Origin of the sequence: Nonomuraea ferruginea (assembly GCF_039540635.1) — a bacterium.
Taxonomy (GTDB): Bacteria; Actinomycetota; Actinomycetes; order Streptosporangiales; family Streptosporangiaceae; genus Nonomuraea; species Nonomuraea ferruginea.
The window spans coordinates 144,815-158,648 of record NZ_BAABFD010000011.1 but is presented as its reverse complement, the minus strand read 5'-3'; the positions used below and the strand labels follow the sequence as shown (position 1 = coordinate 158,648).

11 protein-coding genes are annotated in these 13,834 nt (G+C 71.0%); 5 read left to right on the top strand and 6 right to left on the bottom strand.

Annotated features, from left to right (window positions below; all coding sequences use genetic code 11):
• Window positions 1-134 precede the first annotated feature (134 nt).
• Entirely contained in the window at window positions 135-1,997 is a 1,863-nt protein-coding gene (locus tag ABD999_RS21595) for an ABC transporter ATP-binding protein (protein WP_271275412.1), read from the top strand.
• 9 nt (window positions 1,998-2,006) lie between these two features.
• Here the strand turns inward: ABD999_RS21595 and ABD999_RS21590 are convergent, their stop codons facing one another.
• A complete protein-coding gene (locus ABD999_RS21590) occupies window positions 2,007-2,168 on the bottom strand; it encodes a hypothetical protein (RefSeq protein WP_271275413.1) in 162 nt (53 codons plus the stop codon).
• Between the two features lie 115 nt (window positions 2,169-2,283).
• Window positions 2,284-2,643 carry a MerR family transcriptional regulator gene (locus ABD999_RS21585; RefSeq protein WP_261808334.1) on the bottom strand — a complete coding sequence of 120 codons (360 nt, stop codon included), beginning with the start codon at window positions 2,641-2,643 and terminating at the stop codon, window positions 2,284-2,286.
• A gap of 129 nt (window positions 2,644-2,772) precedes the next feature.
• On the opposite strand from ABD999_RS21585, the gene ABD999_RS21580 reads away from it, so the two are divergent.
• Window positions 2,773-3,693 (top strand): aldo/keto reductase, encoded by a 921-nt coding sequence (locus tag ABD999_RS21580; protein ID WP_271275414.1) that lies wholly within the window; start codon window positions 2,773-2,775, stop codon window positions 3,691-3,693.
• Window positions 3,694-3,730: 37 nt separating this feature from the next.
• Window positions 3,731-4,492, top strand: coding sequence for an alpha/beta hydrolase (locus ABD999_RS21575; protein WP_271275415.1), 762 nt, complete (start codon window positions 3,731-3,733; stop codon window positions 4,490-4,492).
• A gap of 221 nt (window positions 4,493-4,713) precedes the next feature.
• Here ABD999_RS21575 and ABD999_RS21570 read toward each other — a convergent pair whose 3' ends face one another.
• Window positions 4,714-6,147 (bottom strand): aldehyde dehydrogenase, encoded by a 1,434-nt coding sequence (locus tag ABD999_RS21570; RefSeq protein WP_271275416.1) that lies wholly within the window; start codon window positions 6,145-6,147, stop codon window positions 4,714-4,716.
• A gap of 113 nt (window positions 6,148-6,260) precedes the next feature.
• Complete coding sequence (locus ABD999_RS21565) at window positions 6,261-9,245, bottom strand: M14 family metallopeptidase (RefSeq protein WP_271275417.1); 2,985 nt, start codon at window positions 9,243-9,245, stop codon at window positions 6,261-6,263.
• Window positions 9,246-9,476: 231 nt separating this feature from the next.
• On the opposite strand from ABD999_RS21565, the gene ABD999_RS21560 reads away from it, so the two are divergent.
• Window positions 9,477-10,367: a VldE C-terminal domain-containing protein gene (locus tag ABD999_RS21560; RefSeq protein ID WP_219543733.1), complete on the top strand. Its 891-nt coding sequence runs from the start codon at window positions 9,477-9,479 to the stop codon at window positions 10,365-10,367.
• On the opposite strand, the gene ABD999_RS21555 is transcribed toward ABD999_RS21560, so the two are convergent.
• Window positions 10,356-11,663: a GH1 family beta-glucosidase gene (locus tag ABD999_RS21555; RefSeq protein WP_271275418.1), complete on the bottom strand. Its 1,308-nt coding sequence runs from the start codon at window positions 11,661-11,663 to the stop codon at window positions 10,356-10,358. The two genes, ABD999_RS21560 and ABD999_RS21555, sit on opposite strands and share 12 nt — an antisense overlap.
• A 79-nt stretch (window positions 11,664-11,742) precedes the next feature.
• On the opposite strand from ABD999_RS21555, the gene ABD999_RS21550 reads away from it, so the two are divergent.
• Window positions 11,743-12,393, top strand: coding sequence for a TetR/AcrR family transcriptional regulator (locus ABD999_RS21550; protein ID WP_148029539.1), 651 nt, complete (start codon window positions 11,743-11,745; stop codon window positions 12,391-12,393).
• A 231-nt stretch (window positions 12,394-12,624) separates the two neighbouring features.
• Here ABD999_RS21550 and ABD999_RS21545 read toward each other — a convergent pair whose 3' ends face one another.
• Window positions 12,625-13,830, bottom strand: coding sequence for a hypothetical protein (locus ABD999_RS21545; protein ID WP_271275419.1), 1,206 nt, complete (start codon window positions 13,828-13,830; stop codon window positions 12,625-12,627).
• Between the last annotated feature and the right edge of the window lie 4 nt (window positions 13,831-13,834).

Genomic DNA, 13,834 nt, shown 5'->3' with positions numbered 1-13,834 from the left:
GTCAGTAGGGCCATCAACCCATCTCGCCCGCTGATGCGTCAAGGACGTGCGGATAACAGGTCGGCATACTCCCCCGGCAACGCGAAGGAACATCGCATGCGGATTCGCCGGTGCGGGCGGGAACAACACCAGGTATGGCCGACGAGCCCCTCGAACTGGGCGAGATATCCCTCTCCGACTGGCACGCGCACACCGACAAGATGGCCGAGGTGGGGTTCCTGACCATCGCCCGGCGCCTCCCCTCCCTCATCCGCCAGGCGATGGGCATGGCCTGGCGGGCCAGCCCCCGCGACACCCTGGCCACCGTCTCGCTCAACCTGCTGGGCGGCGTCTTCACCGCGTTCGGGCTGCTGGCGACCACGGGCGTGCTCAACGCCCTGTTCAGCGAGGGGCCCACGCCCGACCGGGTGCGGGCGGCGCTGCCCAGCCTGATCCTGGTCGCCACCGCCGCCGCGCTGCGCACCGCCGTCACGGCGGGCGCCGGCTGGGCGCAGGCCCGGCTCACCCCCCAGGTCGCCCGGCTGACGGAGGAGCGGCTCTACGGCCTGACCAGCCGCGTGGAGCTGGTCTCCTACGACGACCCGGCGTTCCACGACTCGCTCCAGCGGGCCAGGCTGCGCGGCGTGTCGGTGGCCGACACGGTGGTGACCTCGGCCATCGACGTGGTGACCGCCGCCGTGGGCATCGCCGCCGTGGCCGGCGTGCTCGGTGTCCTCCACCCGGTGCTGCTGCCGCTGCTGCTGCTCGCGGTGCTGCCCGACGCGTGGGCCGCGGTGCGCAGCGCCAGGATGCGCTACACGACCATGTTCGCGCTGATCCCGGTCATCCGCCGCAAGTGGATCACCGCCGACCTGCTGGCCGAGCGCGACCCCGCCGCCGAGGTCCGCTCGTTCACCATGCGCGGTTTCCTGCTGCGCATGTACGACGCGGTCGCCAGGGCGGAGCAGGAGGTGATGCTCCGGCTGGCCAGGCGGCAGACCGTCGCCAAGCTGGTCGGCGAGGCGCTCGGCGGGCTCGGCAGCGGCCTGGTCTACGTCGCGCTCGGCATCCTGCTGGCCCTCGGCGCCATCCCGCTCGCCGTCGCCGGCACCGCCGTGCTCGCCATCCGCTCCGGCTCCCAGTCGCTGGCCAACCTCATGTACGCCACCAACCGGCTCTACGAGGAGGGCCTCTACTTCACCGACTTCGTGGAGTTCTGCGCCGACGCCGAGCGGCGCCAGCCCGACCCGAGCCGCTCCCCCGCCCCCGAGCGCTTCGAACGGATCAGCGCCCGCGACCTGACCTTCACCTACCCCGGCTCCGACGAGCCCGCGCTGCGCGGCGTCAGCGTGGAGATCAAGCGGGGCGAGGTCATCGCCTTCGTCGGCGAGAACGGCTCCGGCAAGACCACCCTCGCCAAGATCCTCTCAGGCCTGTACGAGCCCGACACGGGCAGCGTCCTGTGGGACGACGTCGACCTGCGCCTCGTCAGCCCGGAGGACCTGCGCCTGCGCACCGCCGTCATCGCCCAGGACCACACCCGCTGGCCGCTCAACGCCCGCTACAACATCACCATGGGCACCGGCAAGGGCGAGCCGGCCCTGCACGCGGCGGCCGCGGTGGCCGGGGCCGACGAGGTGATCGCGGAGCTGCCCCACGGCTACCGCACCCTCCTCGACCGCCGCTTCAAGGACGGCCACGAGCTGTCGGGCGGCCAGTGGCAGCGCATCGCGGTCGCCCGCGGCTTCCACCGCGACGCCCAGCTGCTCATCTGCGACGAGCCGACCGCCGCCCTGGACGCCCGCGCCGAACACGCGCTCTTCGAGCGCATCCGCCACCACTCCGACGGCCGCACGGTCCTGCTCATCACCCACCGCCTGGCCAGCGTCCGCTACGCCGACCGCATCTACGTCCTCCGCCACGGCGAGGTCACCGAACAGGGCGACCACGAGACCCTCATGACCCTCGACGGCCTCTACGCCGAGCTCTACACCCTCCAGGCCTCGGCCTACCGCTGACCCGCCGGTTCAGTCGCCGAACATGCCCCGGAGCGTCTGGGCGGTGGCCGCGAAGAGCAGCACCGACTTGGCAGCCTCTTCAGCCTTCCCTTCGGCCACACCCTCCTGGAGGCCGCGGCCGTAGTGTTCGCGGGCCCACGGCGTGTAGACCGGCCAGTCGGTGGACGTCATGATCTCCTCCATGAGGCGGCGAATCGCGGGGGCGGCCATGAACTTACCGTTACATCATGAGCACGGAAAGTGATGGCAGTTCGCGTGCTCTACCCCGACGGCTGAAGCCGCTCGGTCAGAGGACGCTGCGGTAGTAGGAGATCTTGTTTCTGATGTAGCGCTTGCGTTCCTGGAGGTTGTCGATCTGGCCCTCGACGCGGCGGTCGTGCTCTTCGAGGAGTTTGATGCGGTCCGGGATGGTGTGGTCGCCGGCGCGGGTCAGTTCCGCGAAGCGGAGCATCTGGGCGATCGGCATGCCGGTGTCGCGCAGGCAGCGGAGCATGCCCAGCCAGCCGATGTCCTGTTCGGTGAAGCGGCGCTGGCCGGCGGCGTTGCGTTCGACGCGTTCGAGCAGGCCGATCTTCTCGTAGTAGCGCAGCGTGTCGAGGGTGAAGCCGGTCTCCTCGACGACCTCGGCGGGGGTGTAGACGCTCACGCGAAAGAGCATGCCACCTGGAGCGGACTCCAGGTCAAGCTCCAGGTCGAAATGCCCGAAATAAGCCCATAAATCCGATAAAAGTGGGCGGTTGACATGGAGTGCGCTCCAGCTTCCATCGTCATAGCCATGAGAATCGCACTCGGCACCATCCCCTTCGGCACGACCGTCAGCGAGAAGGACACCTTCGCCATCCTCGACCGCTTCGTCGAAGCCGGCGGCCGGATGCTCGACACGGCCGACAACTATCCGTTCTGGGAGCCCGGCCGCACCGGCGACGAGAGCGAGCTGGCCATCGGCGCCTGGCTCGCCGCCCGGGGCAACCGGGACCAGGTGTACCTGAGCACCAAGGTGGGCGCGCGCCCCACGGTGCCCGGCGACGTCACCCTCGACTCCGCCGAGGGCCTGTCCGCCGCGGCGATCCGTACCGCGATAGAGGGCAGCCTGCGCAGGCTGGGCACCGACCGCGTGGACCTGTACTGGGCGCACATCGAGGACAGGTCGGTGCCGCTGGAGGAGACGCTGGGCACGTTCGAGGAGCTGGTCCAGGCGGGGCGGGCGCTGGCCATCGGGGCCAGCAACCTGCCGGCCTGGCGGCTGGAGCGGGCCAGGAACGTCTCGGCGGCCCACGGCTGGACCCCGTACACGCACCTGCAGCTCCGGCACACCTACCTGCGCCCGCGCCCGTACACGAAGCTCGTCGAGAGCGGTCACACGCTCACCACGGACGAGCACCTGGGCTACCTGGAGGACACCGGGGTGACGCTGTGGGCGTACAACACGCTGATGTTCGGCGCCTACACCCGCGAGGACCGGCCGATCCCCGACATCTACCACCACCCCGGTACGACCCGCCGCCTGGAGGTCCTGCACCAGGTGGCGCGGGAGCTCGGCGCGACCCCCAACCAGGTGGTGCTGGCCTGGCTCCTGGCGGACGGCCACGTGCCCATCGTCGGCGTCAGCTCGATGGCCCAGCTGGAGGAGGCCATCGCCGCGACGGAGCTCAAGCTGGACGACGACCTGAAGTCCCGCCTCGACACCCCCAGCTGAACGCGGGCGGCCCGGGGAGGGAAATTAAGCTCGGAGCATGCAGTTCGCGCCCAGCTTCCCCGTCATGCTCAGGACCGACGACGGCGTGCGCATCGACGCCGCGCACACCCCTCCCACCGGGAGCGCGGCGCGGGACGTCGGCATCGTGGTGGCGCACGGGTTCACCGGCTCGTGGCGGGAGCGGCCCGCCCGGCGGATCGTGCACGTGCTCAGCGCGTACGGCGGGGTGATCGCCTTCGACTTCCGCGGCCACGGCAGGTCCGGCGGCGAGAGCACGGTGGGCGACAAGGAGATCCTCGACGTGGCCGCGGCCGTCCGCCACGCGCGGGCGACCGGCTACCGCAGGGTCGCCGTGGTCGGCTTCTCCATGGGGGCCGCCGTGGCGGTGCGGCACGCGGGGCTGTGCGAGGGCGCGGACGCGGTGGTCGCGGTCAGCGGCCCGGCCCGGTGGTACTACCGCGGCACCAAGCCGATGCGCCAGGTCCACTGGATCATCGAGCAGCCCCTGGGCCGCTGGGCGGCCAGGATGGCGAAGCGGACCAGGATCGCCGTCGGCCGCTGGGACCCGATCCCGATGCCGCCGCACGAGGCCGCCGCGCTGATCTCGCCGACGCCGCTGCTGATCGTGCACGGTGACGCGGACGCGTTCTTCCCGCTCGATCACGCCCGGCAGCTGTACGAGGGCGCGCGGGAGCCGAAGGAGCTGTGGATCGAGCCCGGGTACGGCCACGCGGAGTCCGCGGCGACCCCCGAACTGGTCCGCAGGATCGGAAAGTGGATCTCCTCGAACTTTTCCTGAATAAAACACGTCTACCTAGGGCGGACAGCAGCAAACCGCCGGGAGAAGTCTCAGGGGTAAGCGATCCGCCCAGGCGATGGGCGTGGTTCATACTTCTCGTAGTCGGCTGATTGCCCAAAGTGGTCCACCGCAGGGTGGGCACCTAGCGTCGCGGGGGCGCGCTGGGTGCCATCCGCGGCACGACGAGGGCCTCGGCGCGTTGCCGGGCCCTCGTCGTGACGTCAGCCCAGCCGGGCGATCGTCTTGTACTCCAGGTAGCCGGCCAGCCCTTCGGGGCCCAGCTCGCGGCCGAGCCCGCTGGCCTTGTAGCCGCCGAACGGCGCGCCCGTCTCGATCATGTAGCAGTTGACGCCGTACGTGCCGGCGCGCACCTGGCGGGCCACGTCCATGCCGTGCTCGGTGTCGGCCGTCCAGACGGTGCCGGCCAGGCCGTAGTCGCTGTCGTTGGCGATCCGCACCGCGTCCGCCTCGTCCTCGTACGGGATCACCGCGAGGACCGGGCCGAAGATCTCCTCGCGGGCGATGCGCATGTCGTTGGTCACGTTCGCGAACACCGTCGGGGCAACGTACCAGCCGCGGTCGTGCGGGCGCTCCAGCCCGCCGACGACGACCTTGGCGCCCTCGTCCATGCCGATCTTGATGTAGCCCTCGACCCGCTCCTGCTGCCGCCGGGCCACCAGGGGCCCGATGCCGGTGGCCGGGTCGGCGGGGTCGCCGACGGGCTGGGAGTTGACCATGTTCACGACGGCCTCGACGACCTCGTCGTAGCGGTTGCGCGAGGCCAGGATGCGGGTCTGCGCCACGCACGCCTGGCCGTTGTTCATCAGCGAGGCGATGGCCAGCATGCCCATCGAGGAGGCCAGGTCGGCGTCGTCGAGCACGATCGCGGCCGACTTGCCGCCCAGCTCCAGGCTGACCCGCTTGAGCTGCTCGCCGCAGATGGAGGCGATGCGCCGGCCGGCCGCGGTCGAGCCGGTGAACGCCACCTTGTCGACGCCCGGGTGCGACACCAGGTGCTCGCTCACCTCGCGGCCCGCGGGCACGATGTTGAGCACGCCCGCCGGCACCCCGGCCTCGCGCGCCATGTCGGCCAGGACGTACGCGTCGAGCGGCGTCTCGGGGGCCGGCTTGAGCACGATCGCGCAGCCGGCCAGCAGCGCGGGCGCGACCTTGGTCATCGTGACGAACTGCGGGACGTTCCACGGCACCACGGCCGCCACCACGCCCACCGGCTCGCGCCGGACGGTCACCGGGCCGAACACGCCGGGCCGCTGCTCCTCCTGCTCGAACGTGGCGCCGTACTGGGCGTAGTACTGCAGCATGCCCAGCGGCTGCGGCGCCTGGGCGAGGTTGGAGAAGGTGATCGGCGAACCCATCTCCTCGGTGATGAGCGCGGCCATCTCGCCCTGCCGCTCGGCGTAGATCTCGGCCAGCCTGCCGATGACGGCCGCCCGCTCGGCGAACGTCATGCGCGGCCACGGCCCGTGGTCGAACGCCTCGCGGGCGGCGGCCACCGCCCGGTCCACGTCCTCGGCGGTGCCGTCGGGGACCCGGCCGACGACCTCCTCGGTGTGCGGGCTGATCACGTCGATCGTGCCGCTGCCCGCCGGGGTCACCCACTCGCCCCCGATGAACAGCTTGTCGTGCTGGCGCATGTCGTGAGCCTCCTGCCGGAACCGAATGCTTTCTTCGCAAGAGGACCGAATCATGTTCTGTCCGGGCACGCAAGAGGGGCACGGCACCCGGTGCCGTGCCCCTCTTCAGACCGTCAGCGCCGGCCGTTGAGCAGGTGCGCCATCGACCGCTTCACCAGGTCGGTCCTGGCGGCCTGGTCGAGCAGGCTCTCAGCGCCGAAGCCCAGGTAGACGGTGTCGCGGGTGGTGATGCCCGCGCCCTCCTCGAACACCTGGTCCGTGCGGGTCCAGTTGTTCACCGAGGCGGACGTGCCCTCGGGCGGGTCCGCCACCGTCCAGCCGCCCAGGTCGGACTCGAACGAGGTCTCCTCCGCCGTCGCGCCGTCCAGCGTGACGACCGCGTCGTCGACGAAGATGCCGGCGCCCTGGGTGGCCCAGTCGCTGACGTACGAGATCGAGACCTCGACCTGCTTGCCCGCGTACGGGGTCAGGTCGATCCGCCACTGCTGCCAGCCGCCGGAGTTGCCCGAGGCCGCGTTCCAGGAGCCGGAGGTGCCGGTCGGCTCGCAGTCCGGGCCCTGGTACCGCTGGGTGAACGGGTGGATGCTGCTCCACCCGGACTGGCAGCTGCTGCCGGTCGCCTGGGAGGTGTGGCCGTTGGCGTCGGGCAGCGTCGTCCAGTCGTCGCCGCCCGCCGTGCGCGCCTCCACCATGAAGAAGTCCCAGTCGGCCTCGGTGTCGAGCGACGCCCAGAACGTCAGCTCGCCGCTCGACCGGCCGGTCAGGTCGATCGTCTTGCTCAGCCGCTTCCATGAGACGTCGGCGATGCCGCTGTAGACGTCCCAGGACCCGGTGTGCGGGTCGAACGGGGCGCCGGGCCGCTCCCACTTGATCGGCGCCGAGCTGGCGAACAGCGGGAACTTGTCCGCGGGCAGGATCGCCGAGGTGGCCACGAAGGCGTTGGTGTGCACGTCCGGCTCCAGCGTGCCCGCGAAGCCGTCGAACCCGCCGTTCACGCCCTTCACCGGGTACGGCTGGCCGGTGGCCGGGTCGCTGCCCGAGTTGTCGAAGTAGACGTACGCCCCCAGCCAGTACTGCTGGAAGTCGTTGAACACCGGGATGCAGGGCGGGTCGCTCGGCGCCGAGCACTCCGGCTGACCCGGCTGGTCGGGCTCGTAGTAGTAGGCGCCGTTGGCGTTGGCCGCGTACGACGGGTACTTGCCCGCGTGCATGACCTTGCCGCCCTCGTTCAGGTAGTCGCGGACGGCCAGCTCGGTGTCCACGCCCGCCAGGGAGGTGGTGCCGGGCACCTGGCCCGCGCTGCGGGGGATGATGTCGTCACCGGTCTCCCAGATGACGGCCTTGTAGTGGCTGAGCACGCCCAGCGGGTGCGGCGCCTTGCGCCCCATCTTGTCCATGTCGTACACGTCGGAGCTGTAACCGGCCACCTGGAGCGCCTGGGCGTAGGCGCCGGCGTACTTCGCCTCCGTGACGCCCTGCGCCGGGCTCAGGCCGGTGACGTCCTCGGCGGCCAGCACGAGCACCTTGCCGCCGATGTCGTCGTGCACCTTGTACGTGAACGACTGGCTCTTCTTGCCCAGGGAGCTGAACCACACCTTGACCGTGTCGCCCGGCTTGGTGCCGGTGATCTCGCCGCGCAACCGGTGGTAGTAGCGGTCGTAGCCCTTGCCGTACCGCTCGCCGCCCTTCCACTCCTTGGTCAGCTTCACCTGCGTGCGGCCGTTGTCGACCTGGTAGTTCAGGAACACCGGGCCGAGCTTGCGCTTGGCGTTGACCTGGACCGTCTGGTTCTTGCCGTAGCTGACGTCGAACGGGTCCAGGACGAAGTCCGGCGTGGTGTTGCCCAGGTGGCTCACCGGCTCGACCGGGTTGACCGCCGACTTGGCCACGTCGAGCGCGAACGGCAGGTTCCTCTCGAACTCGGCCTGCACCAGCGCCTCGTCGTCGGGGAAGACGAAGCCGCAGCCGTCGCAGCCCTCGTTCAGCTCGGGCGTCCACGCCAGCGTGCCGTAGGTGGAGTGGGCGTGGTCGGTGGTCTCGCCGTTCGTGGTGTAGAGCTCGGCGCCCAGGTCCGGGTCGAAGCCGGGCACCGCCGGGTTCTCGTCGTCACCGGTCAGCGCCTGGTAGATCGGGTGGTCGGCGGTCTCCGTGGCGATCTGGAAACCCGACGGGTAGAGCAGCAGCGGGCCGTACGAGTGGTAGTTGAGCTGCATCTCGAACTTCACCCGCTTGAGCAGGCCGTCCATGGCCTTCGTCTCCGGCTCGCTGGCCGGGCCGGCGCCGCGGTAGGTCTCGCTGCTCGGGATCGAGGAGGAGCCCTCCTCGTCGTAGTGGAAGTTCGTGGGGAAGTTCCGGTTCAGGTCGACGCCGTCGCCGGTGGTGATCTGGCCGTCCCCGTTCACGTCACGCAGGTTCTTGCGCCACAGGCGGTTGCCCTCGGTGAAGGTGAAGTCGTAGCCGTCGGGGTTGGCGACCGGCACGAACCACAGCTCGGTCCGGTCCAGCAGGCTCCTGAGCTGCCTCTTGTTGGCCACCACGTGCTTGAGCAGCCGCATGTCCACCTCGGTGGCGATCCACTCGCGGGCGTGCTGGGTGGCGGAGTACAGGGTGGCGGGCTTGATGCCGTCGGGCAGCACCCTGGCCAGCGAGGTCACCTTGGCGGCGAGGATGTCCTGGCCGCGGAGCGTCTTGCCGATGGACTGGAGCTTGACGACGTCCTTGTTCTCGTCGGCGATCTTCCTGAGCTGGTCGGCGATGCCGCCGCTCTCGGAGTAGGACTTGTAGACGGTGTATCCGCTCGCCGCCTGGGCCTTGGCCGCCTGGAGCTGGGTCTGGCCCTGCGGGTTGCGTACGGGCGCGGGTTCGTGGCCGAGCTTCTCCAGCCCTTCGAGATCCTTCTGGGCGGCGGTGAGCTCGATGTGCTCCTTGCCGTTCCGGATCTCCTGCTGGACGACGTCGAAGCCCTTCTCCCTGAGGGCCTGGGCGGTGCCGAGCGGGCTGTCGAGCTGGTAGAGCTCGATCCGGTCGCCGGGCGGTAGCGGGTCCACGGCCGCCTGGGCTTGCAGCGCGACCATGGACGTGCCTAAGCCGAGGATCACGGCCGTGACAAGGGTGAGTGAACGAGACACAGGTTCCTGCCCCTTCGCAGAGACGCGTACGATCGCCATCTCAATGGGACTTGACGATCCCGGCAAGACCCAATCTTTATTCCTGTCTTATTCCGGACAGCCAGGACAATCCTCACTAAACGGTCGCGAGTTGAGCCGTTAAGATGACAGCTTTCAAGATCATCTTCTATAGTTTCGGTCGTCTACGAGGGGAGGACGGGCGTGAAAGCCGGGCGCGTGGCCGTGTTCGCCATCGTCCTCGCCGGGCTGCTCGCGCTCCCCTCCGGGCGGCCGGCCGCCGCCGACCCCAGCCCGGCGGAGCTGCGCAAGCTCACCAAGCAGGCCTCCCAGCTCAACGAGCGCTACCGCGGCTCGATCCAGAGCCTGGAGGAGATCCGCATCCAGGCCAAGAAGGCCGTCGACACCTCCGGCTCACTGCAGAGGCGCCTGGCGGAGGCCCAGTCCGACCTGGCCGCGCTGGCCGAGACCTCCTACATCCTCGGCCCGCTCGACACCACCCGGCTCTTCGGCACGGAGATCGACCCCTACAAGGCGCTCGGCCAGGCGGCCAACATGACCCACATGATCGAGGAGCGGGCCAACCGGGTCGCGGGCGTCGAGAGGCTCATCAAGGACGCCCAGAAGGCCAAGCTGCGGGCCAACACCACGATCAAGAAGCTCCAGAAGGAGATCAAGACCCTCCAGAGCAAGCGCCGCGACCTCGACAAGCTCCTCGCCAAGTACGGTTTCCAGCAGCCCGGCAGCGCCGGCGGCCTGACCCAGCGCATGGTCAACGTGCGCGCCGAGGTCATGCAGAACTTCCCGATGCCGTACGGGGTCGGCTGCCTGCGCCCCGGTGACCCCGGCGAACACGGCAAGGGCCGGGCCTGCGACTTCATGATCTCCCGCGGCATGGCCAGCGGCGGCGAGGCCGACCGCGGCGACGCCCTGGCGGAGTGGCTCATCCGCAACGGCGACCGGCTGGGCGTGATGTACATCATCTGGAAGCAGCGCTACTACGACATCAGGTCGGGCGGCGGCTGGGACCCCATGTCCGACCGCGGCGGGGCCACCGCCAACCACTACGACCACGTGCACGTCTCAGTGTTCTGACGACAGGAAGTCCCTCAGCCAGGCGTAGGACGCCTTCGGGGTGCGTCTCTGGGTGGGGAAGTCGACGTGCACCAGGCCGAACCGCTGGTGGTAGCCCTCCGCCCACTCGAAGTTGTCCAGCAGCGACCAGACGAAGTATCCCCGCACGTCCGCCCCCTCCCGTCCGGCCCGGCGCATCGCCTCGATGTGCTGCTCCAGGAACGCGATCCGGCCCCGGTCGTCGACCACGCCGTCGGGCCCCGGCACGTCCTCCTGGGAGCAGCCGTTCTCGGTGACGTACACGGGCGGCAACCGATCGCCGTACCGGTCCTTCAGCCGTACGAGCAGCTCCCGCAGCCCGTCCGGCACCACCGGCCAGCCGAACGCGGTGGTCGGGTAGCCGGAGATCCCGGCGTCCTCCCACGGCAGCCCTTCGGAGGAGGGTGCGGCGATCCGGGTGGGGTTGTAGTAGTTGATCCCGATGCCGTCCAGCGGGGTCGCGATGAGGTCGAGGTCCCCGTCGTGCACGAAGTCCAGGTTTGTCATCCCGTACGCCGACAAATCTGGGTATTTGCCGAGAAGCACCGGGTCGTTGAAGAGGCGGTTGTGCAGGACGTCGTACGCCTCCGCCGCCGCCAGGTCCGCCTCCGAGTCCGACGCGGGCCAGACCGGCGTGCAGTTGTTGGTGATCAGCACCTGCTCGGCCCCCGCCGCCCGCAGCGCGCCCGCCGCCAGCCCGTGGCCCAGCAGCTGGTGGTGCGCGACGGGCAGCGCGTCCAGCATCAGGGCGCGGCCAGGGGCGTGGATCCCCATCGCGTACCCGTACGCCATGTGCACGAACGGCTCGTTGAGCGTGATCCACATCCGCACCCGGTCGCCCAGCCGCCCGGCGGCCAGCGCGGCGTACTCGGCGAAGCGGTGCGCCGTGTCGCGGGCGAGCCAGCCGCCGCCGTCCTCCAGCGCCTGCGGCAGGTCCCAGTGGAACAGCGTCGGCACCGGGGTGATGCCCTCCGCCAGCAGCGCGTCCACCAGCCGGTCGTAGAAGTCCAGGCCCTCGGGGTTGACCGGCCCGCTCCCGGACGGCTGGATCCGGGACCAGGAGAGCGAGAAGCGGTAGGCGTTCACCCCGAGCCCCGCCATCAGCGCGACGTCCTCCGGCCAGCGGTGGTAGTGGTCGCAGGCGACGTCGCCGGTGTGGCCGCTCCTGGTGCGGCCGGGCTCGCGGGAGAACGTGTCCCAGACGGACGGCCCCCGGCCGCCCTCGTCCGCGGCGCCTTCGATCTGGTAAGCGGCCGTCGCCGTACCCCACAGGAACATGCCCGGCTCCCTCTGCTTGAGTCCGGCTCATGTTAACCGAGACGCCCGCTACCTGCGGGTAATGCGCCAGGATGGGGACATGACGAGTACCTTGCGTCGCAGGCCGGCCCAGCGCCGCAGCCTGGAACGGGTGGAGCGGATGCTCGACGAGTGCGCGTTCCTGCTCGACGAGATCGGCTACGAGTCGCTGACCACCAAGGAGGTCGCCCGCCGCGCCGAGGTGCCCATCGGCACCTTCTACCAGTTCTTCCCCGACAAGCAGGGGCTGGTGCGGGCGCTGGCCCTGCGCAACCTCGAAGCGTTCCTCGGCCGCGTCACCGAGCGCATCAAGGAGCGCATCACCGCCGCCGACCTCGGCCACTGGACCGACCTGGTCGACCTGGCGATCGACGAGTTCGTGGCCATGAAGCGGACCACCCCGGGGTTCGCGGTGGTCGACTTCGGCGAGATCCTGCGCGCCCCCGGCGGCCCCGCCATCGAGGGCACCAACCGGATGCTCGACACCGCCCTGGAGAACAACGCGATCGTGGCCGACCGCCTGCGCGCCATCACCGTCGACCTGCTCGACGCCCCGGCCGGGCCGGCGTTCGACCGCGCGGTCCTGGTCACGGTCGAGGCCGCCGACGCCGTGCTCAAGCTGGCCTTCCGGGTCGACCCCGACGGCGACCCCGACCTGATCGCCGAGTGCAAGCGGCTGGCCCACGGATACCTCGCCGCCCACCTCCCCTGAGGCGTTTCCTCCGCATCTGACGGATCGTCCCGTCGAAGACAAGATCAAAGGCTTTTCGGGAACCCCTCGGGCCGGCCGCCGTCATGCGTGCCTCCGGCCCGCTGCACTCGCCGACCAGGGCGAGAACCGGACCGTCGGCACCGGCGCGTGCCAACGCGCGACTTCCCGATCAGGCCCACGTGAGGCTGTCGCCGCGGCCCTTCAGGCCGCGCGAGAAGCTGTCGCGCCCGCTCAAGCCTGGGACAGGATGTTGTGCGGCGGTTCCTCCCCTATGGCGTGCAGGATCGGCAGGGTGCCCGCGCGCTGGCGGGCCGCCTCGTCGTGGTCGCCCACCGTGTCGGCGACGGCCGCGAGGCGGCGGAGCGCGGCGACGATCGCGCGCGGGTCACCGGCCTCCCGCGCCAGCGTCAACGCGGCACCCGCGTGGCGGCGCGCCTCGTGCACCTCACCGGCCAGCAGCGCCAGGTCGCCCCGCGCCATCCGCGCCCCCGCCAGCGCCACCAGGTCGTCGTCGGCCGCCGCCGCGGCCTCCAGCTCGCCCAGGTAGCGCCGGCCGAGCCCGCACCGCCCGTTCGCGAAGCAGACCCGCACGGCCGCGTTGTAACCCACCCCCAGCCAGTACGAGTAGCCCCGCACCCGCAGCCCGTCCACCCCCGCCACGACAGGCTCCACCGCGCCGCGCGCGCACCCCAGCAGCACCTTCGCGCAGTCGGCCAGCTCCCCCGGCGCCCCGAGCGCCGGCAGCCGCTCCAGCGCGTCGTCCGGGCAGGACACCCCCATCGCCATCGCCGCCCTGGCCAGCCGCAGCCCGGACGCCGCCTCCCCGCGCTCCACCGCACGCCCCAGGGCGGCACGGCACTCCGCCCCGAGTGCCCGCGCCCTGCGCAGGTGGCGCACCCGCTCCGGCCACGGCTGCCGCCGCGCCAGTGACGCCCCCTCATGACACTCCTCGTACGCCTCGCGGACCGCCCTCAGGTGCCGGTCGCGCAGCAGGTCGTGCTCGCCCGCCTCCCGCAGGCGCTCGGCCGCGTACTCCTTGACCACCCCGCGCAGCGCGTACGACCCCGTCACCAATCGGGCGGCCACCAGCCGGTCGAGCAGCCGGGGCACCTCGGCCCGCCGCAGGATCCCGCCGTCGCCGCACACGGCTCCCGCCAGCGGCGCGTCGAACGCCCCGGCGAACACCGCCAGCCTGCGCAGCAGCACCCGCTCACGGGGCGCCAGCAGCTCGTGCCCGAGCCGCACCACGGCCAGCACCTTGCCGGCCCCGTCGGCGGAGGCGGGCAGGAGACCGTGGCGCCCGCCGAGCCGGTCGGCGATCCGCCCGGGGGCCAGCGCGCACCCGGCGGCCAGCTCCAGCGCGAGCGGGATCCCGTCGAGCAGCCGGCACAGCCGCTCGACGTCGTCCGTCGGCGCGCCGGCGAAGAACTGCGGCATGTGG

Coding starts and splice junctions, on each gene's coding strand:
- ABD999_RS21595 (WP_271275412.1), top strand. CDS start 135: ATGGCCGACGAGCCCCTCGAACTGGGCGAGATATCCCTCTCCGACTGG.
- ABD999_RS21550 (WP_148029539.1), top strand. CDS start 11,743: ATGACGAGTACCTTGCGTCGCAGGCCGGCCCAGCGCCGCAGCCTGGAA.
- ABD999_RS21555 (WP_271275418.1), bottom strand. CDS start 11,663: ATGTTCCTGTGGGGTACGGCGACGGCCGCTTACCAGATCGAAGGCGCC.
- ABD999_RS21545 (WP_271275419.1), bottom strand. CDS start 13,830: ATGCCGCAGTTCTTCGCCGGCGCGCCGACGGACGACGTCGAGCGGCTG.
- ABD999_RS21590 (WP_271275413.1), bottom strand. CDS start 2,168: ATGACGTCCACCGACTGGCCGGTCTACACGCCGTGGGCCCGCGAACAC.
- ABD999_RS21570 (WP_271275416.1), bottom strand. CDS start 6,147: ATGCGCCAGCACGACAAGCTGTTCATCGGGGGCGAGTGGGTGACCCCG.
- ABD999_RS21575 (WP_271275415.1), top strand. CDS start 3,731: ATGCAGTTCGCGCCCAGCTTCCCCGTCATGCTCAGGACCGACGACGGC.
- ABD999_RS21580 (WP_271275414.1), top strand. CDS start 2,773: ATGAGAATCGCACTCGGCACCATCCCCTTCGGCACGACCGTCAGCGAG.